Genomic DNA, 22,289 nt, shown 5'->3' on the forward strand with positions numbered 1-22,289 from the left:
CGCTGGCCCGGGCTTATTTATGTCTGTACCGGTCAAGACTTTAGATATGCAACTATGCTATGATCGTGTTACCACAGGCAGGAGAGAGGTTATTATGAAGAACGCAAATGCCAATCTGATGAAAGAAATCAATCTGAATAATGTGCGCCAGGTGATGAAGCAGGCCGGAACAGCAACCAAGCCACAGCTGGCTGCGCTGACGAAGCTTAGTGTGGTGACGGTTAACTCGCTGGTCAAGGAGCTGCTGGATTCAAATGAACTGGTTGAAGACCAGACCGTTGCATCCGGCGGAGGCCGGCCGGCCCTGACCTACCGGTTCAACTATAATTACAGCCAGGCGCTGGTTCTTTACCTGAAAGAGAAACAAGGCCAGCGCGTTGCTTCCGCAGCCGTAATCAATCTTGGAAACGAGATCGTGAGCCAAAAGGAATATGTGCTGCCTGCCTTTAAACAGCAGTATTTTGCTGAGATCATCAGCAGCTTTCTTACTGCCTGCCCGCAGGTAAAAGTAATCGGCATGGGCATTCCAGGTCAGATCGTTAACGGCAGAATTGTCGTGGCCAGCCACCAGGAGCTGGAAGGGGCCACTTTGATTGAAGAGCTGGAGCAGCAGTTTCAGCTGCCGGTTATGGTGGAGAATGATGTTAACGCTGCAGTCTTCGGTTACCAGGCTTCCCGGGGAACTGCAGACAGGCAATGTATAACAGGTATCTACTTTCCGAAAAAGTATCCGCCCGGCATGGGCATTTATCTGAACGGAAATATCATCAGAGGCAAAAATGGCATGGCTGGAGAGATTAAATTCCTGCCGCAGAAAATTGACTGGTACGCTGAAGGGAGAGAAGAAGTGCTACTGCAGGCGGCCTGCCGGATTATCCAAAGTGTGAATGCCGTTCTTGCCCCTGATCAAATTGTGATCTATCAGGAGATAACGGAAGCTGCACGCTGGAATGAATTTTGGAACGGTTATCAGGCTCAGGAGCCGATGCCTCATTATCCTGAAGTGATTCTGAGCAATACCTTTCAGGCAGAGTATGAAGCAGGGATGCGTATGTTAACTTTGCAAGCACTTGATCCGGTCAGCATTCAATTTTAGTAATGTATTGACAAAAGCGAAAGGGTAGCGCATATTAAATAAAGAAACTTTATAAAGTAGTTATAATAATGAAAGAGGGATGATATGGCAACCTGGTTTCTGGTTATTATTTATCTGGCCTTTATCAGTCTGGGGCTTCCTGATTCTCTGCTTGGCTCAGCATGGCCGGTCATGCAGCCAGAATTGAATGCTTCATTAGATTCTGCGGGTCTTATCGCCATGATTATCGCTGCGGGAACCATTGTGTCCAGCCTGGCCAGCGGAAAGATGATTGAGTGGCTGGGGACCGGTAAAGTCACATTGATCAGCTGTCTTATGACGGCAGCAGCGCTGCTGGGCTTCTCGGCGGCACCTTCACTGATGTGGCTGCTGCTGCTGGCGATTCCCTTAGGGCTGGGAGCAGGCTCGGTCGATGCGGCGCTCAACAACTATGTAGCAGCCCATTATAAAGCGCATCATATGAATTGGCTGCACTGCTTTTGGGGAGTCGGGGCAACAATGGGCCCTATCATTATGTCTTTCTATATGACGGGGGGCTCCTGGCGCGGCGGTTATGCAGCAGTGGCAGTCATCCAGTTTGCACTTGTTGTTATTTTACTCGTAACGCTGCCGCTGTGGTCCAAAATAGCCGCTGTACATGAACAGAATAAGGCTGATGAGGAGCCAGAGCCGAAGCATTCCGGGAAAGACACCAGTGAAACAGGAACAGCCGCCAAGACCAATATCTTTAGGATAAAAGGGGTGAAAACGACCCTGATCGCTTTTCTGTTCTACTGCGGGGTAGAGATGACCGTCGGCTTATGGGGAGCCAGCTTTCTGGTAGGAACGCGTGAGCTTGATGCGCAGACAGCTGCCGCGTGGATCTCCATGTATTACGGTGGGATTACCATCGGACGGCTGCTCTCGGGATTCATCACGTTAAGGGTGAGCAATAAAATACTGATCCGCTCGGGCCAGCTTGTGGCCCTGGCGGGCGGAGTGATTTTGCTGCTGCCGCTCCCGGACTCTTTTCTGCTGGTCGGCCTGATTCTGATCGGTCTGGGGCTGGCTCCGATTTATCCGGGACTGCTGCATGAAACGCCAGCGCGCTTCGGCAAAGAAAATTCCACCCGGCTCATGGGCTATCAGATGGCTGTTGCCTATACAGGCACGACGCTGCTGCCCCCGTTATTCGGTTTTTTTGCCGCTAAGACAACTGTAGCCATCTTCCCGTTTACAGTCCTGTTATTTCTGAGCCTGATGTTTATGAGTGCCGAAAATGTTAACCGGGTGATCCGCGGCAAGCGGACCGGAATCCAATAATGAGAGGAAGTAGAACGTAATGAATCAAAAAGAACGGATGCTGGCAGGCCTGCCTTACAAAGCCTGGCTGGATGGACTGACGGAAGAACGGATTAATAACAAGCAGAAGGTGCAGAAATTTAATCAGCTCCGGCCGGATGAACAGGATGAACAGGATAAGCTCATCCGCAGTATTCTTGGCAAAGCCGGAAAGGGTGTGCATATCGAGCCGCCATTTTATTGCGACTATGGCCAGAATATTGAAGCTGGCGACCATTTCTATGCTAATTTCAACTGTACAATTCTGGATGTCGGCAAGGTCTCGATCGGAAACAATGTGATGTTCGCGCCTAATGTATCTCTGTACACTGCCGGTCACCCGATACACCCGGATTCGCGGAACTCCGGCTATGAGTACGGTATTGCAATCACGATCGGTGACAATGTCTGGATTGGCGGAAATGTAGTAGTCACTCCCGGTGTTACAATAGGCAGCAATGCTGTAATCGGGGCAGGCAGTGTGGTAACGAAGGATATTCCGGACAATGTGGTTGCAGCCGGCAATCCTTGCCGGGTGATCCGTGAAATTACAGAAGATGACCGGAAATATTATTTCAAGGACCGGGAATTTGATGTCGAGGATTACCGGTAAATATAAATGAAATTCTAAGGCTACACTGAAGTGCATCTGTTTTGTTGGCTGCAGGCTGATGGGCAGGTGCACTTTTTTGCCTGAATAATTGTTGTATTTACAACAAATAAAAGATAATATAAATAGTATTAAAGAGGATTGGAGCTGCCGCCATGAAGGAAATTCTGCGAGAAATCGGGATGATTGCCAGAGCTCTGGATTCGATCAGCAATATAGAATTTAAAGAATTTGATCTGACTAAAGGACAATACCTGTACCTTGTCCGCATCTGTGAGCATCCGGGTATCATCCAGGAAAAGGTTGCCGAAATGCTCAAGGTTGACCGTACTACGGCTGCCCGGGCCATCCAGAAGCTGGAGCGGAACGGACTGGTTGAAAAGAGGGATGACCCGCATAACAGGAAGATCAACCTGCTTTTTCCCACTGCTAAGGGTGAACAGATCTTCCCGTATATCCTTAGGGAGCACGAGCATTCGGATAACGTAGCGTTGGCAGGGCTGTCTGAAATGGAGACGGACGCCTTGTTTGAGCTTTTGCAGCGGGTCAGAAGGAATGTAGAGATGGACTGGGAATCAGTAAAGAAGGGCCATAAACGCGAATATTGATTGTACAAAAGGAGCTAACAACGAAATGGAAATAACAATAAGACAATGCAGCCTGGATGACTTAAAGGCACTTCAAGCCCTTAGCATCGAAACCTTTAATGAAACGTTTAAAGACCAGAATTCTCCGGAGGTTATGCAGGATTATCTGGACAATGCTTTTTCTGATGATAAACTGGAGCAGGAGCTGTCACGCACGGGTTCGGCATTCTTTTTTGCCATGGCAGATGGGGAGCCGGCGGGTTATCTGAAGCTGAATATAGATGAGGCCCAGTCCGAAGATACAGGAGCTGACACGCTCGAAATTGAGCGGATCTATCTCAGCAGCAGGTACCATAGAAACGGGCTGGGCAAACACTTGATAAACCATGCGCTGGCTAACGCTGCTCAGCATAATAAAACCCGAGTCTGGCTTGGAGTATGGGAAAAGAATAAGCCGGCAATCGGATTTTATCAAAAAATGGGCTTTGTCCAGACCGGAACGCATATCTTTCAGATGGGCGATGAAGCACAGACAGATCTGATTATGGAAAAACTGCTGTAAAAGCAGGAATTACTGTAATGAAAGGGCTTGCGGAAAGGCTGAAGTTATGGTAAGTTTTAGGAGTCAAATCAAATCTAAACGTTTAAATGGCTAATGGACGATGGTTCGGATGCTTAGACAGGAGAAGCCTATGAGGAAAACCAGCATCAAAGACATTGCACTCAAGGCCAATGTTTCCATTGCTACGGTCTCCTATGTGCTTAACGGAACCCGGAATGTGCGTCCTGAGACTCACCGGAGGGTAACAGAGGCCATAGAAGAACTGAATTATAAGCCTAATGATATTGCCAAGAGCCTGAAACGCAACCGGACGAATACAATCGGGGTAATCGCCGAGGATATCACGGTGTTCAACGCACCGGAGATTATTGACGGTATCAATGATTACGGAGACCGGCACGATCTGCAGATCCTGCTCGTCAATCTCCGGCTGGATAAACGGATTGGTCGCAATTTCGGCGATACGGAGGTTTACCGCAAGTATGCCGAGAATGCCGTATCCGAGCTGCTCCGCAAACAAGTGGACGGAATCATTTACATCGGTGTTCACACCCGTGATTTGACCGGACTTATTGATGTTGAAGGCAAGCCCATTGTGTATACTTACGGGTATACACAAGACAATTTATCCATCCAGTTCAATGATGAACAGGCTTCCTATGAAGCGATGGCTTATCTGGTCAGTAAGGGACACCGGCGGATTGCGATTATCAGCGGTCTGATGGATTCTATTCCATCCAGACACCGGCTGAAGGGTTACTACAGGGCCGTTACTGAATTTGAACTGCCGTTTGATCCCATGCTGATCAAAATGGGGGACTGGGAGCGCGAATCAGGCTACCGGCTGACTGGTGAGCTGCTTGACCTGCCGGAGCCGCCGACAGCGATCCTGTCGATGAATGATGTTATGGTCGTCGGCGTACTCCAGATGGCGGGCGAGCGCGGCGTAAGTATCCCCGGAGATCTCTCGGTCATCGGCTTTGATAACCGCGAGTTCAGCGACTATCTTCAGCCAAGGATTACGACGATGGGATTGCCGCTGCATGAGATGGGCTTTCAGGCAATGGAATCGCTGTACCAGATGATCAACGGAGAACAGGTTCAGCAGCTGAAGATGCCTGAATGCCGGCTGATTGAGCGCGGCTCAGTGAAAGACCTGCACAGTGATGTGAAACACAGCTAGAAACGGCAGTGCCGCCCTGAAGAGGACGGTATCCGTTTCTGCTCGAAGGATAAGGATGAGTGATACAGGAATTCTGGAATTTCTTGTCTTTTGAATACAGATGTGGTTTCACATCATTTCTTTTTTACTCAATTTAAACGTTTAAATTAGCGTCAGGATATGAAAGAGGTGATGGCGTGACTGCTGTACTGGGCAATGAAAAATATAAAATATCTCTAAATAGAAGGGGAGCAGTGGAGTCTCTTATCCTGCAGGATGATCCGTATGGTATGAACTGGGTCATTAATCCGCAATATCTGCAGCAGGCGGGATATGAGGATGACGAAGATAAGCTGTTCGGTGAGTGGGAGCTGAAGCTGGACGGGAAGACGCTGCACAGCAGCCGTTTTAATCCAGTGATCAGTCAAGAAGGTTCCGGGCAGGCAAATGTAGAATTTAATACCTCAGGCATTAAGCTTAACATGAATTATACTTTGAAAGAGGATCAGCTGCTCTGGACGGTCAGGTTAGGTAATGCCTCTGGCGAGCCCGTCACCTTAGAAGGGCTTCATATCTGGTTTTCACTGGCCTATATCATGTTCAGGGATGATAATGTTCTGCGCAATATGCATGAGTCCTGCGCTGTCTATCCGCACCTGGGCGGAGACTTCGCGAAGTTCGCTGCTGTGCGGCGCAGCAATGAAGGTCCGCATCTCGGAATATACGGTTTGGATGGAAGAACGGTAGCGGCGGGTTCTTATTGCCGTTATAGTAACCGCTTTCTTGAGCAGGTGTCACCTTCTTTGGATGGCCTGCTGTATCACCGGCTGTCCCTTGTTGAAGACGGGACCGCCATGAATGGCTCAGCTGCAGCAGACTGGATCTACGGTGATGATTACAAGCAGCTCACTCTCGCTCCGGGAGAGCAGAAGGAGTGGAAGTATACCTTCCAGCCATTCAATGACATGGAAGATTTCTACCGCCAGGGTGAAATACTTGGACATCCGCACTGGAGCTACACGCCCGTACTGCCTGCCGGAGGAGCATTTCAGGCGTCACTACATATACCGGCTGGCCTTGCTGCCAAGGAGCTCCGCCTTTACAGTGCACCCGGGAATTCAGAAGATATTATGCTGGAAGATCTCACAACAGAGCTGCAGCCGATATCTGCCGGTAGTAACGGAACGGGTTATTCGATATCCTTCAGACGCTACGTGCCGGGTGAGCATAAGCTGGAGCTGGTGCTTGAAGACGGCCGCAGCGATGCTCTGATCTGGAACGTACTGGAGCCGGTAAGCACGCTGCTGGGGAAACGGGCAGAGTGGATGTGCGCGAACAGCTATGCAGGCGCCAACGCGGCAGAACGTCCCCACGCCTTCCGGCCGCTGTCCAATCAGGGCGAATCCCTGGGGAAGCTTGCCTTTCTGCTGATGAATAACATGATGACAGAACCGGTACCCGGACAAGTGGCCATTGCTGAAAAAGCTGCTGCTCTGGACATGCGCTTCCATTGGTTCGAGGATGGTGATTTCTCACGGCCGCGGGCGTTATATGGAGACTTTTACCGGATATACGACTTTGACTATATCACACACGTATTTTATCTGCTGTCCCAGATGGATGATGGGCTGCTGGAGCTGTATTCTGCCCGGACATATCTGCAGTGGGCTGCCGAGGTTATGTGTATGCGGCTCGATCCGGATTCTCATCCCGGCAGCCGCGAAAAGGACGAATCCCGGTTAAACGGTGTGTTTATTCTTTATATTGAAGAATTGATTTCAGCACTCCAGCGGGCAGGTCTGTCAGCCTGGTATTCTCAGCTGCAGAAGCTGTGGGAGTCCTTTGGCCGTTCGATGAACATAGGGGTACGGCATTACAGCGGAGCAGTCACGGAGCACTTCTACGATAATGCCGGTTTTGGACCGACCTGCCAGGCCTTATGCCGGCTGGGGAATACGGCTGAAGCTGCACGCTACGGCCAGCTGATTCTCGCCAACATCGGCTTCAGCAATGATTACCGGCTGCAGAATCCTGACCGCTGGTGGGAAGCCCTGTCTCCGATGATCCATTCCCTGTGGGGAGGACTGGTAGCTTCTTCTGCACTGGCAGCTTATGAGCATTTACGAGAGCCTGCCTATCTGGAGGCTGCTTACCGCGCTACAATGGCTGTGTTTAACTGTTATGACTGGAATGTGCGGTCAACACCGCGGCGCCTGGCACCCGGAGAAGCCGCCTCTACCTACAGCGTAGCTGCTCCGAACCTGAATATGCCGGAGCTGTCGCGCAACCGTTTCGGACAGTCGGTATTTGTAGGTGCCAGTGATCCGCTGTTCGCTGCCCTGTTTGCAGATGTGTCCGGCGATGATTGGGATATGGGGGAGGAGCTGGCGGCCTATCTGCTTGGCTTTGGAACAACTGCTTACCTGTATCGTGACAGCAACGGCAGGCTGAAATGTGTCAACGGATTGATAACGGAGGAGCAGGATGGCCTGTTCATTACAAGCTATGCGGCATATCCTTCCAGATATATAATGTTAGAGGATAACCTGGAATTCCGTGCGCCTGAAGGCACGCTGCAGCCGAGTATCCGGTTTGTACAGGGACAATTCACTGTTTAGCCTTCAGTCCGTCTTGCATAATTGCAGCAGTGCACGTCACTGAGGCTCTGCTGCACAAATCCCGTTTTTAAGTTAAACGATTAAACTCGTTTATCTTAAACTATATAGCTCTATCAAAAGGAGGAAATGAAGATGAAGGTTGGCAAGCGTACTCTGGTGCTGTCCATGGCAATGACAATGGCGCTTTCTGCGCTGACAGGCTGCACAGGAAATTCGGACAACCAGCAGAGCGGCACTAATGCTCCGGCAAACGCCGGAGATAACAAAGAGACTGCTGCAAAGGACGTTACACTGGAGCTGCTGTATTGGGGGGATGATGTACAGAAGAAGCTGGTTGAAGCGGCGACAGAGAAATATACAGCCGATACCGGAATCAAGATCAATGCGCAGGTGCTGCCGGCGGACGGAACCTTTGATACCTTTATCCAAACCCGGCTGCAATCCGGCGAGCTCCCTGACATCAGTTACATGGGGGAAGGGGATATCCAGAAATATAATGAAATGGGCATTCTGGCCGATATTTCAGATCTTTTGACGGACGGAAGCATCCCTGAGAAGCTGTCTGCCATAACCATTCATTCTCCTGAACAAAAGGTAATCGGTGTGGGCCTGTCCAATCAGCTGGAGCTGCTCTTTTACAGCAAGTCCAAGTTCGATGAAGCGGGAATTGCCTATCCGCCAACAAAGGTGGAAGAGGCATGGGACTGGGATACTTTTGTAACAAATGCTAAAAAGCTGACCAAGGATTCCAAAGGCAAAACAGCCGCAGAAGAAGGGTTCAATGCTGACCTGACTGAGAATTACGGGCTGGGCTTCACCGCAGGGCGTGAATTCCATCATTTCTGGGCGGCAAATGCGAACGGCGGCGGAATTGTCTCCCCAGACGGCACGGAGTTCCAGTGGGATTCTGCTGAAAGTGCCGAAGGCATCCAGAAGCTGGCTGATCTGGTCAACAAGGACAAGGTTGCATCCCCGTTCACGTATACCTGGAGTACAGGGATCGGTTCGGCGGTTGATGCCCTCAGCGGCGGATACGCGATGGCTGTCAGCGGCTCCTGGGATTTGGCCAATATTAAGGGGAACGAAGACATCGGTGTTGGCGTTCTGCCGAAAATGAAGAAAGCGGTAACAATGAACGCCGGTGCTCCGCTTGTCGTATATAACACCTCCAAGAACATTGAAGAAGCCAAAAAGTTCTATGCTTATATGGTTAATCCGGAGAACAGCCTTGAGCTGCTGAAAAGCGGGGCATGGCTGCCGAATCAGGCAGACTGGTATACTGATGCCGCACTGGTTGATAAATGGAGCTCTGAGCTTCCGGTAAGCGCCAAAGAAACCATTCTCAGCTATAGCACTACTAAGGATTCTATCGTACAATGGCCAGCTTATTATGTTCCTGCTTATCTCAAGATGAATACTGAATACGAGAAATCAATCGACCAGGCGCTGTCCGGCAGTAAAAGCGTAAAGGAAATCTACGATTCTATCATGCCTGTCATCAAGTCACTGTGGGAGAGCGGCAAGGTATCCTAGCACTTATTAATCGCTTTATGTGAAAAGAGGGCTGTACAGATGAACCCAGAAAGCAAAACCAGTCCGGCACCCGTCCCTGTTCCAAAACAGGCCAAAGGTGCCATCAAGGAAGCCGTTGCCGGTTATTTGTTCGCTGCGCCTGCCATCATCGGTTTTCTCGTATTGACCTTGTACCCGATGCTGGCCAGCTTCATTTACAGTTTTCATAAAATTACGATTATGAGCGGTAGTCAGATCATGGAATGGATCGGGCTGGATAACTACATCTATATCTTCAGCAACCCCAGCTCCGAGTTTAAAAAATCGATAACGGTTACCCTCGTTTACGCTTTTGTGAATGTGGTGCTCGTTATTGTATTTTGCCTGATCGTTGCGCTGCTGCTGAACCGCAGGTTCATTGGCAGAAATATGCTGCGGGCGGTTTTCTTCCTGCCTTCCGTGGTCCCGATGCTGGCGACAACCATTGTCTGGCAGATGCTGCTGCAAAATCAGGCCAAAGGCGGACTTGTCAACTGGATTTTGCTGCAGCTGGGGATCGCGCCCATTGAGTTTCTGACAGACCCGGTCCAGATTTTTAGTACCTTGTTCATTATGAGCCTGTGGACGTGCGGCGGGACCATCGTGGTCTTCATCGCCACTCTGCAGGATGTTCCCGGCGAGCTGCTGGAGGCGATCGAAATGGACGGAGGCAATGCCTGGCATAAATTCCTGAAGGTCACTTATCCGACAATCAAGCCGGTGCTGTTCTTCCAGCTAATTATGTGTATGATGACCTCCATTCAGATTTATACCCAGAGTGTTGTGCTGTCCAGAAACGGAGCCCCTGACCGGATGACCTACTTCATTAATGTCATGATCTATGACCATTCCTTTGTGCAGGTCGGCATGCGCGGTCTTGCCTCCGCCGAAGCGTGGATCGTCTTCCTGATTACGCTGGTCATTACCATTGTACTGTTCTACTTCCAGGGTGCCCTGAAGCGGGACGATTCCATGGGGAAAAGGAGGAAGGTGAGATAATGACAACTGCCACAGCCTTGAAATATTCCAGCATCAAGCGGGCCAAAAGCAAAAGCAAAGCCATTCACCTGGCTTTAATAGCGCTCTCCTGCCTGCTTGCCGTAGTCTTCGCATTTCCGCTATATTGGCTGCTTCGCGGTGCTTTTGTCAGCCATACAGAGATTCTGGCCCGTCCGCCGGTCTTTTTCCCGAAGGAGCCGGGATTCGAAAACTTCCGGCTGGGGCTGGAACGGATTCAATTCCTGCGCCAGCTCTGGAACTCGGTATCCATTGTAGTTCCTTACGTCATCGGTACTGTGCTGACAACCAGCTTTGCCGGTTATGCGTTTGCCAAGCTGAGATTTCCGCTGCGCGGAATGTGGTTCGTGCTGGTCATCAGCAGCATGATGCTGCCGAGCGCCGTTACACTGCTGCCGCAGTTTTCGCTCTACACCTCGCTTGGACTGGCTGGTAAGCCTGCACTGATCATCCCTGCTTTTTTCTGTGCCGGCGGGAACGCATATTTCGTATTTCTGCTGCGGCAATTTTTCATGACGATCCCTGTAGAATTAAGCGAAGCGGCCAAAATCGACGGAGCCGGCCATTTCCGCATCTACTCCAGAATTATGCTTCCGCTAATCCGCCCGGCGATGATCGTGGTTGCTTTGTTCAGCTTCATCAACTGCTGGAATGAGTTTTTCTACACGATGATTTACCTGAAGACAGAGGCTGATTATACGCTGCCGATGGGTCTTTATATCGTTAACGGCATGCGGATTCCGAACTATGAGCAGGTCATGGCCCTTGCACTGGTCGTCACCGCTCCCTGCCTGGTGTTTTTCCTGATCGGCAACAAATATTTTGTAGAAGGCATTACGTTGACAGGAATTAAAGGTTAGAGAGGAGACTAAGCAACTATGGCAAAGAAGAAAAAGTGGTCCCGCAAAATGTGGGTGGCAGCCTTATGTACAGCTGTTACTCTGAACGCGGGGATTGTCCCGGCATCGGCAAACTATACAACGGATTTTGTGCATGAAGGGGTAGGGACGGATTACGGTGAGGCGCAGTGGAAGCCGGGCAACCAGATCACAGCACAGCCGGTAGATTTTAGTCAGGAGACAATCGGGCAGATGATGCAGGCGATTGAGGATTTTGATTTTGCCAAGTTTGCGCAGGACAACAGTGATCTTCCGTGGATCGATTCATTACTCGTCAACACCGGCGTAATTCCTGATGATGCAGGGGACGAAGGTGGAGCGAACACGCTTTACAGCCGCGGCAGTGCGTTATATATGAAGACTCAGGATAACTCGAAGCTAGGTTTCGTCGGGACAGTACATTATGCGGACACACTGAACAAAGACACCATGTACAGCATTTCACTCTCAACAGGCGGGCTAACCGAGGACAAAAGCAAGCGCAAAAATTATCCCAGCCACGGCGATCAGACCTACAGCAGCGGCGGGCTGGAGATTAACCAGCGTAAGTTCATATCCGCGTACAACAGTGCCGTTACACTTCTGAAGCTGACCAATAAGGGCAGCCAGCCGGTTACGGTCAAGATGACCGTAAAGTCCCCTTTTGTCACCAAGGCTGAAGGCAATGAATTAATCGGCAACCGGGTTGCTGCTCCTTTAATGGTTGGACGAGCCGGTGAGCAGTATGTGGAAGCCATGTCTTATGTCGATGTGCATCTCAGCGGGGACGGCATGAGCGCAGCTGGCAGCAAGCTGGTCAAAGAAATTACCGTTCCGGCCGGCGGCTCGGTGGATGAGAAGGTGGTAATGGGCTGGCTGGCCGAAGAGATTCCCGCCTCCAAAACTCAGTATGCATCGTTTAAGGAAGCCGGTAATGAGCAGGCTTTTGCCGATCAGGTTACACAGTACAATGAGTGGTGGGCGGAGAATATTCCTTATATCGACGTGCCTGATGAAAATGTGAAAAAGGTGCTCTACTACCGCTGGTGGTGTAACCGCTTTAATCTGCTCGAGGCCAATATTCCGGGGAATGACTGGCAGTTTCCGATGAACATGGAAGGCGTGCTTGGCTATAACAACGGCATCACAGTCAGCGTCCCCTGGGCGATGCAGGATCTGAAGTGGCTGCGTGATCCGTCCTATGCTTATGGTACCTGGCTGGCACAGGGCGAATATTCCGAGAATGCCAACTATAAGAATAACCCCGGGCGGCCTAACATCTGGACCTGGGATATGATGCAAAATTCGTCGCAGGTCGGCTGGGAGGCTTACAAAATCTACGGCGGCGGCGATAAGGTGCTGAAGAAGTTTGCTGATTTTTCGGCAAATGATGTGACCGGCACGCTGGCCCATTTTAAAGGCAATGATCCGAATCTGGTCTATTACAACCACGGCCCGATAACCGGCAATGACGGAGATACCGTCTCTATGCACTGGAAAGGCGGTGGCAATTATGCCCGTCTGGACGGATCAGCTACTGCCTATGCCAATGCTGTGGCCGCACAGCAGATGTACGAGCAGCTTGGTGATACCGTGAAGGCTGCACAGATGAAGGAGATTGCCGGTAAAATCCAGCAGGCCGTGCTAACGGGTATGTGGTATGACGAGAGTGATTTTGACGGTGACGGTGTGGCCGATACGAACGGGGCGGGAAGCTTTTTGCACAAGAAGGTTGAAGGCAGCAAGGATGTGTTTAACCCGTGGCGTGACAATAATATGTTCGTCTTTAACTTCGGTGTTGTGCCGAAAGCAGGTGAGAGCGGCTATGATCCCAAATATCTGACCCAGCTCTACGATTATGCCGATCCTGATTACTATCCGATCTTCCCGTTCTTCACGGCTGACCAGAACAGCATTATGAAGCGTGTAGAAGCATTCAAAAACGGGGAGACCAGCGCCTTCGGCACAGACCAGTTCGCCTGGTGCAACTTCGGCAATTATATCAATACTGTCCGCGCGTCCCTGCGCTATTATCCGGTCAATAACATTGACAGCAGCACTTATAAAACATTGTTTGACTGGGGCGCATGGCTGCATACCGTTGAGCCGGGCAATACAGATCATCTGGATTCCAATGAGTTTTTCTGGCTGGAGGATTATTTCTTCGGCACACCTTGGACCAAGGACAACCCGCCTAACCCGAGCGGCAAAATGGTGCGTGCCTGGATTCACCACGATACGCTGGGCATGATGAATTACACGGTTCTGGAGGATATGGCTGGACTGCAGCCGAGAACAGACGATATTATCGAGCTGTGGCCGATCAATGTGGATTATGACCATTTTGCCGTAGACAATGTACGCTACCATGATGCGGACCTGACGGTGGTCTGGCAGGACCCGGCTAAATACAGCGACAGCAACCCGTATTACGCAGGTATTCCGGCCGGTTACTCCCTGTTCATTAACGGTGAACGCGTGCTGACCACCAACGAAATGTCTCATATCCTGTTTGATACAGCTACGGGCAAAGTAACCAAACCAACAGGAGATGTTGCAGGTGCTGTAGGGGATAACACGAATACACAGGTTCTTTTTGAAAAAGGCAGTGCAGTCACGCTGGCCTCGGCTGACGAGACAACACTCGCCGGTAATGATAAAGCGGTGGACATGTTCAACAAAGCAGGTGTTGACGTTGTTCATAACGGCGCGAACCTTGCGCTTGCAGCAGACACGAAGATTGAAGCAAGTTATATCAGAAGCGGTTCAGATGTGAAAAAGCTCGCTGACGGCTCGACCATTGCTTCCATCACGCATACTTCAAATACGGCGTTGTTCGGCAGCTCACCTAACCCGTCGGACTCCGTAACCTTTGATCTGGGAAGCAGCAAGACAGTGGATAATGTAAAAGTTTACTTCTACAATGACCGCCGTCCAAAGGGTTACAGTGCTCCGCAAACATTCGGTGTCGAGTATCTGGATAGGGATGGTACGACGTGGAGACCCGTAGAGGGACAGTTCCGGTATCCGGATTATGTTGCCGACAACTACAACAATGTAGAATTTACAGCAGTGGAAACAACCGCACTCCGTGTAAGCTTCACCCATGCTTCCGGTTACTCAACCGGAATTAAAGAAATTCAGATTTACAACAATAATCTGACTGTAACACCTGCTGCAAACCGTGCTCCGAAGGTTATTCTGGAGACACCGGTGAAGGTAGAGCAGGATGCACCGCTGACGCTTGTACCTGTTATACAGGATGACGGCATGCCAAACGGCAAGCTCACTTATGAGTGGAAGCTGATTTCAGGTGATGGCGTAGTTGAAGCGCCGGTGCTGGACCAGGCAGTCCTGAAGGCAAAATTCAAGGCAACCGGGGAATACAAATATGAGCTCACTGTGAATGACGGGGAACTGGCGACTACTGTCGAAGTGCCGGTCACCGTATTTGTGGCAACAGCGGATCTTTCAGCGATGATCTCGCAATTTGCGTCCAAAAATACACCGCTTGGTCCGCTTGTACGCAATCAGGATGATTATACGCCTGAATCCTGGCAACAGCTGCAGACAGTGCTGACTGATGCTAAAACGCTACTTGCTTCTGCAGAGTACAGCCTGCAGGAAATCCAGGACATGACAGGCCGGCTGCGGACAGCTATTAACAATCTGCGTTATCGAAATGCTGCGCTGCTGGCTGTGCCAAGCGCATCCTATACTTCCGCCTGGGAGTCGGTTTATGCCATTAATGACGGATTTATTCCTCGCAACTCCAATAATCTGAATGACAAGTCTATCGAAACCCAGTACGGAAACTGGGGCGGACCGGGTAACAGCCACTGGGTTCAGTACACCTGGCAGCGTCCGGTTACCCTGTCAGGAAGCTCACTGTACTTCTTCGATGACGGAGGCGGTGTAATGGTACCGTCCGACTACCGCTTCGAATTTTGGGACAGCGCTGCGGGCGAATTCGTGCCCGTCAGCGGTCTGAGTGAGAAGAAAATGGCTAAAAATGCATTCAACGAAGTGACGTTTAATGAGATCACAACCGACAGACTGCGGCTGACCATGGATAAGCAAGGTGGCTCATTTACAGGGCTTAAGGAGTGGCGGGCGATTTCTTCCAAAGCAGGCGGAGAGGAGCCGCTGCCGGCCGATCATGGAGCCATCACAGCTGTTGATCCAGTCTCTGTCAGCACCACAGTGAACGTTATGCCGGTTCTGCCAGGCAAAGTGACTGTAACTTATGCAGACAACACTAAAGGGCAGGCGGATGTTGTCTGGGATGAAATCCCGGAGAACAAGCTGACGATTGCGACGGATTTTGTAATCTTTGGCAAGATTGAGGGCAGCGATGTGCGGGCAAGCTGCCGGATCTATGTCAAATACGATAAGTCACGCCTGAAGACTGCAATCGATACAGCCGCCGATCCGGCGGTAAATGAAGAGCATTACGACGGGACTGAAGCGCAGTGGGAGGCTCTGGCAGCTGCTCTTACAGCGGCCCAAGCCGTTTACGGTAATGATGCTTCGACTGAAGGGGATATTGATACCGCATACAAAGCGCTTAAGAATGCATTTGAAGCTCTGACACCTGTAGCTGATCACGGTGCAACTATCACCGGCATTACGATTCCAGGAGGAACGCTGGATCAGGTGGCCAAAGAAATTGTTGTGCCTGAAACAACAACCATTGATCAGCTGAAAGAGGGATTAACCGTACGGGCAGGAGTTACCTATGCGGTCTATGAAAGCGATCTGCTCACTCTGGCAACTGAATTGAAAACAGGCTATAAGGTAAAAGTAACGGGCACAGATCAGGTAACGACATCAACCTATACGCTGGCGTTGACTACCGTTCAGGCTCCGGTTAATACCTTTAAGCTCGAAGAGCAGCTGGCCACGGCAAAAGCATTGAAGCAGGAGCTGTATACCGAAGCCAGCTGGAAGCCGCTTGCAGCAGCTGTCAGCCATGCCGCAGAGCTGCTGGAGAGCGGGACTTCCCGGCAGACGGAGATTGATGAGGCTTTGGATAGACTAAAGGCAGCTGTTGAGGGATTGCAGCTGGTACCTTCAGCAACACCAACACCGTCGCCAACACCGTCGCCAACACTGTCGCCAACACCAACATCTACACCGGTTGTAGCTATTCCGGGTGGCACTGGTGCTAGCACTTCCAGTCCTACACCTTCGCCGAGTTCGGCTCCGGCGGTGAATAAGGGGACTATCCTGCTGCAGCCTTCGGCAGCGGCGGATGGAAAGATTGCCGTGAAGGTGGCGGCAAATGAGATCGAAGCGGCTGCGAACGAGCTTACAGACGGTACGCTGACTGTTAAAGTGACTCCGGGCACAGCTGCTAATCAAGTTGCTGTGGAGCTTCCTATAAAGACACTGGCAGCTGCTGCAACAATTAGCACTGTGAAGCTGGACACCGGCAGCGGTGTAGTCATACTCCCGCAGAGCTTCTGGAAATCCTCCGCAGGCAGCAGTCTCACGCTGCTGGTACAAACCGGAGACAGCGCCGGGTCTACTATGAATGGAGCGGGGACACGCAGCACGTTTACGCTGAGTATTGACGGTTCAGTGATTCCGGCAGAGAGAATGCTGACCCAAGGCATCCGCCTGGTCCTGCCATATGCGCTGCAAGCCGGTGATAAGGCTCATCAGGTAGTGGCTTACAGCTTGCTCGAAGACGGAACAACCAGAACGGTTGCCGGCGGCAAATACAATGCGGCTTCGGGACTTCTGGAATTCAGCATGAAGCATAATGGAACTTATATGGTTCGCGGCGCAAATATCGGATTTACTGATTTAACGAATGTTGTCTGGGCTGCAGAGGGCATTGAAGCGCTGGCAGCGAGAGGGGCTATCAGCGGTACGGCTGAAGGTACCTTTAAGCCTGGAGCCAATGTGACACGCGGTGAGTTTATCAAGATTCTGATGAACGCGTTTGATCTTCAGGATGAGACGGCAGTGACAACGTTCGCTGACGTTAACCCGGATGCCTGGTATAGCGAGTCTGTGGCGAGTGCCCAGAAGCTGGGCATCGTGAACGGCAAAGGAAACGGCAGCTTTGGAGCCAATGACCAGATTACCCGTCAGGAAATGGCGGTAATGATCTACCGGCTTGCCAATCTGTTAAAAGTTCAGTTATCCGCTGAAGCCGGAAACCTGAACACTCCGTTTACCGACACGAAGCAGCTTAAGCCGGATGCGCTGCAGGCAGTGGAAGCAGTACGCAGTGCCGGGATTATAAATGGATTGCCTGACGGCCGCTTTGACCCGCAAGGGAAAGCTACACGCGCGCAGGCAGCAGTCGTTATTTACCGTCTGCTGGGTCAAACGGAATAAGAACAGCAATCGTATTAATGCTAAGCAGCCTGTTGAGCTTTCTCAACAGGCTGCTTTTTTTCTTGGGGAAATGGCCGGCTTGTTCAACAATTAGCTTTACATAACAATGAATTAGACGTAAAATCCGTTTATTCAACGGTGTAAGAAGAGGAGAACTGAAAATGAATAACGGGTTAGTCAATGCTATTATTGCGTATATCATGTGGGGGATTCTCCCGCTCTACTGGAAGCTGTTTAATGATGTGCCGGCAGGCGAAATTCTGTCTCACCGGGTGGTCTGGTCGTTCGTCTTCATGGCTATTCTCGTCACTATCCAGCGCCGCTGGGGTGATATTAAGCGGATTGCTACTAACCGCACACATCTGCTATCACTGACAGCCAGCGGACTGCTGATCGCAGGGAATTGGCTTATCTTCATCTGGGCGGTGAATAACGGGCATGTCGTCGAGACAAGCCTCGGCTATTATTTAAACCCGTTATTGAATGTATTACTGGCGGTCGTCTTCCTTCAAGAAAAGCCAAACCGCGGCCAATGGCTGGCAATTGCTATCGCTGGCGCTGCGGTACTTATTATTGCCGTCAACTACGGACGCTTCCCATGGGTCGCGATTTCACTGGCCGCGTCGTTTGGCTTGTACGGCCTTGCAAAAAAGAAAACCATGCAGGATGCTTCTGCAGGCTTGCTGTCGGAGACGGCTGTAGTTTTGCCTATTGCGCTCGGTTACTGGATTTACTTAGGAGCTACAGGTGATTCAACAGCATGGACGCTATCACCGTCTATGTTTGTCGGTTTGTTGCTCTCCGGCGTGGTGACAGCCCTGCCGCTGCTCTTTTTTGCGCGGGCAGCTGCCCGGATGTCGCTGTCTACGCTCGGATTTGTACAATACATTGGACCGACCATAATGCTGGTATTAAGCATATTTGTGTTTAAAGAGACCGTTTCACCGGTTACGCTGGTCGGCTTTGCACTTATCTGGACAGCGCTCTTTGTATACGCGGTGTCATCGGTTCGAGCTACAAAGCTTGCCAAGGCAGGCTGACATTAAAAGGATTCTGTATCGCCAAAACGGCCATTTCCGCAAGAGGCGGAAATGGCCGTTTTTTTTAAAAGTAATTGCTTATGTTAAGGAATCTCCTCAATACTCACAAACTGCTAAACACAATATTACGCAGCTTACGGGTGATAGGGAGGGTGCCGGCATCTCTTTTCTGAACCATAAACAGTACAGTCAGATCATCCTGCGGACTATTCGCGAAATACGCGCCAAGCCAGCCGTCCCAGCCGTATTCGCCTTTACTTCCGATATGTCCGGCTTGACCGGGCTCAGTCATAATGCGCATCTGGTTGCCGTAGCTGTGCCCCCACAGGGATTGCCAAAGCGCGAACCCCTTTTGTTGAGGCGGAGTTAAACCCGGCGAAGTCATATATTGCACAGTTTTTGGTTTAAGCAGCTGAATGCCGTTCAGGCTGCCATTGTTTATCAGCATTGCCGTAAACTTGGCAGCATCGCCAATGGTGGAGGCAAGTCCGGCTCCTCCGGACTCAAATGCCGGATTACGTTCCAGCTGATGATCAATGCCAAGATGGCTGTCCGTGAACAGCTTTAATCCGCCGGCTCCGTCGTCCTGATAGGTTTTGGCCAGACGGGTTCTTTGCTCTTCAGTCAGCCAGAAGCCGGTATCCTTCATGCCCAGCGGCCCGAAAAGCTCATTTTGCAGAAATTCCCCGTAACGTACACCGCTTACTGCTTCAACAAGGGCGCCAAGCACATCTCCGGAGGTTCCGTATTGCCAGAACGAGCCCGGCTCAAAAGCAAGCGGACCCTGGCCCAAACCGTTTGCGAATTCCAGTGTGGTCATCGGATTCTCTCCGTGCAGACGACTGCCCAGCTCCTGAATCAGCTGTTCGGTATGCTGCCCGGCCAGTCCGGGTCCACCGTACACAAGTCCGGATGTCATGTTCAGCAGGTCCTGAATGTTAACCTCCCGGATCGGGTCCACCAGTTGACCGTCTTTATCAACCTTTTGATCACGGAATCCCGGTATGTAACGGCTTACAGGATCGAACAGATCGATTTCTCCGCGTTCCAGCAGCAGCATGACGGCTGTAGCTGTCACTGGTTTGCTCATTGAGTACAGCCGGAAGATCGAGTCTCTGGCAATGGGACGTTCTGTCTCCATATCTGCCAGGCCTTCCTCATGATAAAATACTTCCTCTCCATTTTTAAGCACCATAAAGTTAGCACCGGCAATTTCTTTGTTTGCAATACTGGCGCTGAGCGTTTTTTTGAGCTGTCCGGTTATGCCTGAATCCAGCATGGTAGGTCCGTCTCCTTTATAATCGTTTTCTCTGAATATAGTAAATGGTAAATGTGTGACATACCAAATATTAAGCGCTTTTATGAAGCTTGTATAGTAGTTTTACTATAACGCGCCTCAATGAAGATCTGCTATTTTATATTCGCATCCGGTCCTTCCGGGAATATAATAGAAAAATCATTGCACCTGCCAATGAATATGTAACAGTTAACCCGTCAGGCGTGTTAATATATTATTTATGTTATTAAGGATCAGAAAAAATGAGGGCAGATGTATGAAGAAAATATTTAGACACAAGGCTTATTTTATTGGTGTACATGTATTAATGTTTATTTTCTTGTTTTCAGCACTATATGCTAATTTTTCATGGATCAGGGTGAAGGTTAAGGAGATCATCGATCCGCCGGATAAGGTGATAACGATCGCACACCGCGGTGCTTCAGGATATGCACCTGAGAACACAATCCCGGCAATTGAGCTGGCGATTGAAATGCAGGCAGATTATATTGAGCTGGACATCCATTTAACCAAGGACAAGATTCCTGTTGTTATTCATGATGAGACGGTGAACCGGACAACAGGCAGCAAGGGATATGTGAAAAATATGACCTTGGAGCAGATCAAACAGCTTGATGCAGGAACCTGGTTTAATGAGGCTTATCCGATGTTTGCGAGAGAACAATATGCCGGTCTCACCATCCCTACGCTGGATGAGGTGTTCGAGACGTTCGGCGACAAAACCCGTTATATGATCGAAATTAAAGAGCCTGGGGCGAACAGTCAGATCGAATCCTTACTTAATGAAGCTGTTCAAAAATATAAACTGAAAAATGCAGTATCCGTTCACTCCTTCAGCAGTACCAGTCTACGCAGGCTGCATGCGATCAACCCGGAGATCCCGCTGTACCAGCTTGTATGGAATGACTATACTGCAACAAAGGTTCCTGCCTCTTATCTGGAGAATGTGAAGACCTATGCGGTCGGAATCAGTCCTAACTTTCAGGGAATCGGACCGGCTTATGTGGCTCAGGTGAAGAATGCCGGATTGAAGGTGATGCCCTATACGGTAAATTACCAGGTCAATATGGATAAAGCCTATCTGTGGGGCGTGGATGGAGTGTATACGAATTATCCCGACCGTTTTCAGGAGGTCATTGATACCAACCGCGAAAACGGGCAGTGGTAGCTGGATTTTGATATATTGATAGTAACAAGAGCCGGGAAGGCTGCAGGGAGAAGCAGGTATGAAGAAGCTGCAGGAACTGATTACTGATGAATTGATGTTAAAAGCTACAATAGAAAGTATTGATCCGCAGGAGCCTGTAATAGTAAGCAATGTGACGTTTCCCTGGAAGCTGCTCGGCTGCGGCAATTATGCTGCTGTGTTCTGCCATCCGGACTATGAAGCTTTTGCGGTGAAAATATACGCTCCGGGCAGACCCGGGCTGGAGGAGGAAGCGGAGGTATACAAGCTCCTGGGGCATCATCCGGCCTATGCAAGATGCTATTACATAGGCAATTCGTTTCTCATTCTGGACCGGCTGCGCGGAGTTACCTTCTATGACGCAATGAAGCAGGGGACTCTTATTACGGAGCAGGCAATTCAAGATATTGATACTGCGCTGGACTATGCCCGTTCACGCGGCCTTCACCCGCATGATGTCCATGCCAAAAATGTAATGATCAAGGACGGCCGAGGCCTGATCGTAGATGTGTCTGATTTTTTGAAGCAGGAAGACTGCAGCATGTGGGATGATTACAAAAGAGCCTATTACAGGCTGTACAAGCCTATTGCTTCACGCTGGACGTTTCCCGTTCCGAGGACCATATTAGAGATCGTCCGAAAAGCCTACCAGTGGCGTAAACGAAAACAAAGCTGAAGGAGATAAATCAGCAGGAAACATGGGGCCTATTACGGTTCCATGTTTTTTTATTTCAAAATCCACCTTCGCCCAAATTTTCTCTTAGCTTTAGTAGATTTCAGGATAACTGTATTCCGTACAATTAAAACCCCGCATAAAGCTCGTTTTCTGTATTACGCCAAAAAATAGCTGCAAAAAGTACATTTATAAAGAGCCAGCGTCCATTTTCGCACTTTTTAAGTGTACAAAATACAGGTAATTCACACACAAGACGATATATTTTCAACATATGAAAAATTCACAATAATAAGGACAGAATTTACACTCTCCAACAAACTACACAATTAACCAACCTA

General features: G+C 50.1%; 15 protein-coding genes. 14 read left to right on the forward strand and 1 reads right to left on the reverse strand.

Going from position 1 to position 22,289, the window contains the following annotated elements:
* The first annotated feature begins 94 nt into the window (after positions 1–94).
* From NST84_RS14865 to rarD, 12 genes are all read left to right on the forward strand, one after another.
* Positions 95–1,096 (forward strand): ROK family protein, encoded by a 1,002-nt coding sequence (locus tag NST84_RS14865; protein WP_342560971.1) that lies wholly within the window; start codon positions 95–97, stop codon positions 1,094–1,096.
* An 84-nt stretch (positions 1,097–1,180) separates the two neighbouring features.
* Positions 1,181–2,398 (forward strand): MFS transporter, encoded by a 1,218-nt coding sequence (locus NST84_RS14870; protein ID WP_342560972.1) that lies wholly within the window; start codon positions 1,181–1,183, stop codon positions 2,396–2,398.
* A 19-nt stretch (positions 2,399–2,417) separates the two neighbouring features.
* Positions 2,418–3,029, forward strand: a complete 612-nt coding sequence (locus tag NST84_RS14875) for a sugar O-acetyltransferase (RefSeq protein WP_342560973.1) — start codon at positions 2,418–2,420, stop codon at positions 3,027–3,029.
* Between the two features lie 152 nt (positions 3,030–3,181).
* Entirely contained in the window at positions 3,182–3,634 is a 453-nt protein-coding gene (locus NST84_RS14880; RefSeq protein WP_342560974.1) for a MarR family transcriptional regulator, read from the forward strand.
* Positions 3,635–3,659: 25 nt separating this feature from the next.
* Positions 3,660–4,175: a GNAT family N-acetyltransferase gene (locus tag NST84_RS14885; RefSeq protein WP_342560975.1), complete on the forward strand. Its 516-nt coding sequence runs from the start codon at positions 3,660–3,662 to the stop codon at positions 4,173–4,175.
* Between the two features lie 130 nt (positions 4,176–4,305).
* Positions 4,306–5,358 (forward strand): LacI family DNA-binding transcriptional regulator, encoded by a 1,053-nt coding sequence (locus NST84_RS14890; protein WP_342560976.1) that lies wholly within the window; start codon positions 4,306–4,308, stop codon positions 5,356–5,358.
* A gap of 233 nt (positions 5,359–5,591) precedes the next feature.
* Positions 5,592–7,955 carry a hypothetical protein gene (locus NST84_RS14895; RefSeq protein WP_342560977.1) on the forward strand — a complete coding sequence of 788 codons (2,364 nt, stop codon included), beginning with the start codon at positions 5,592–5,594 and terminating at the stop codon, positions 7,953–7,955.
* 132 nt (positions 7,956–8,087) lie between these two features.
* On the forward strand, positions 8,088–9,488 hold the full coding sequence (locus NST84_RS14900; RefSeq protein WP_342560978.1) for an extracellular solute-binding protein: 1,401 nt from the start codon (positions 8,088–8,090) through the stop codon (positions 9,486–9,488).
* Positions 9,489–9,527: 39 nt separating this feature from the next.
* Entirely contained in the window at positions 9,528–10,505 is a 978-nt protein-coding gene (locus tag NST84_RS14905; protein ID WP_342560979.1) for a sugar ABC transporter permease, read from the forward strand.
* Complete coding sequence (locus NST84_RS14910; RefSeq protein WP_342560980.1) at positions 10,505–11,383, forward strand: carbohydrate ABC transporter permease; 879 nt, start codon at positions 10,505–10,507, stop codon at positions 11,381–11,383. Before NST84_RS14905 ends, NST84_RS14910 begins: the two co-directional genes overlap by 1 nt.
* Positions 11,384–11,401: 18 nt before the next feature.
* On the forward strand, positions 11,402–17,752 hold the full coding sequence (locus NST84_RS14915; RefSeq protein ID WP_342560981.1) for an S-layer homology domain-containing protein: 6,351 nt from the start codon (positions 11,402–11,404) through the stop codon (positions 17,750–17,752).
* Between the two features lie 161 nt (positions 17,753–17,913).
* Positions 17,914–18,792 carry an EamA family transporter RarD gene (gene rarD / locus NST84_RS14920; protein WP_342560982.1) on the forward strand — a complete coding sequence of 293 codons (879 nt, stop codon included), beginning with the start codon at positions 17,914–17,916 and terminating at the stop codon, positions 18,790–18,792.
* A 103-nt stretch (positions 18,793–18,895) separates the two neighbouring features.
* On the opposite strand, the gene NST84_RS14925 is transcribed toward rarD, so the two are convergent.
* The gene (locus tag NST84_RS14925) at positions 18,896–20,071 is read right to left on the reverse strand and encodes a serine hydrolase domain-containing protein (protein WP_342560983.1); all 1,176 of its coding nucleotides are present in this window, start codon (positions 20,069–20,071) and stop codon (positions 18,896–18,898) included.
* 376 nt (positions 20,072–20,447) lie between these two features.
* Here NST84_RS14925 and NST84_RS14930 point away from each other — a divergent pair, with 376 nt between their 5' ends.
* Together NST84_RS14930 and NST84_RS14935 are read left to right on the forward strand one after the other, a co-directional pair.
* Positions 20,448–21,257 (forward strand): glycerophosphodiester phosphodiesterase, encoded by an 810-nt coding sequence (locus NST84_RS14930; RefSeq protein WP_342560984.1) that lies wholly within the window; start codon positions 20,448–20,450, stop codon positions 21,255–21,257.
* A gap of 58 nt (positions 21,258–21,315) precedes the next feature.
* Entirely contained in the window at positions 21,316–21,951 is a 636-nt protein-coding gene (locus NST84_RS14935) for a serine/threonine protein kinase (protein ID WP_342560985.1), read from the forward strand.
* Positions 21,952–22,289 lie beyond the last annotated feature (338 nt).

It is taken from the genome of Paenibacillus sp. FSL R7-0345, from assembly GCF_038595055.1.
Taxonomy (GTDB): Bacteria; Bacillota; Bacilli; order Paenibacillales; family Paenibacillaceae; genus Paenibacillus_AQ.

What these genes read in the sequence shown, in the direction of transcription:
- NST84_RS14875 (WP_342560973.1), top strand. Translation starts at nt 2,418, where the DNA reads ATGAATCAAAAAGAACGGATGCTGGCAGGCCTGCCTTACAAAGCCTGG.
- NST84_RS14915 (WP_342560981.1), top strand. Translation starts at nt 11,402, where the DNA reads ATGGCAAAGAAGAAAAAGTGGTCCCGCAAAATGTGGGTGGCAGCCTTA.
- NST84_RS14905 (WP_342560979.1), top strand. Translation starts at nt 9,528, where the DNA reads ATGAACCCAGAAAGCAAAACCAGTCCGGCACCCGTCCCTGTTCCAAAA.
- NST84_RS14900 (WP_342560978.1), top strand. Translation starts at nt 8,088, where the DNA reads ATGAAGGTTGGCAAGCGTACTCTGGTGCTGTCCATGGCAATGACAATG.
- NST84_RS14925 (WP_342560983.1), bottom strand. Translation starts at nt 20,071, where the DNA reads ATGCTGGATTCAGGCATAACCGGACAGCTCAAAAAAACGCTCAGCGCC.
- NST84_RS14870 (WP_342560972.1), top strand. Translation starts at nt 1,181, where the DNA reads ATGGCAACCTGGTTTCTGGTTATTATTTATCTGGCCTTTATCAGTCTG.
- NST84_RS14885 (WP_342560975.1), top strand. Translation starts at nt 3,660, where the DNA reads ATGGAAATAACAATAAGACAATGCAGCCTGGATGACTTAAAGGCACTT.
- NST84_RS14935 (WP_342560985.1), top strand. Translation starts at nt 21,316, where the DNA reads ATGAAGAAGCTGCAGGAACTGATTACTGATGAATTGATGTTAAAAGCT.
- rarD (WP_342560982.1), top strand. Translation starts at nt 17,914, where the DNA reads ATGAATAACGGGTTAGTCAATGCTATTATTGCGTATATCATGTGGGGG.
- NST84_RS14880 (WP_342560974.1), top strand. Translation starts at nt 3,182, where the DNA reads ATGAAGGAAATTCTGCGAGAAATCGGGATGATTGCCAGAGCTCTGGAT.
- NST84_RS14890 (WP_342560976.1), top strand. Translation starts at nt 4,306, where the DNA reads ATGAGGAAAACCAGCATCAAAGACATTGCACTCAAGGCCAATGTTTCC.
- NST84_RS14910 (WP_342560980.1), top strand. Translation starts at nt 10,505, where the DNA reads ATGACAACTGCCACAGCCTTGAAATATTCCAGCATCAAGCGGGCCAAA.
- NST84_RS14865 (WP_342560971.1), top strand. Translation starts at nt 95, where the DNA reads ATGAAGAACGCAAATGCCAATCTGATGAAAGAAATCAATCTGAATAAT.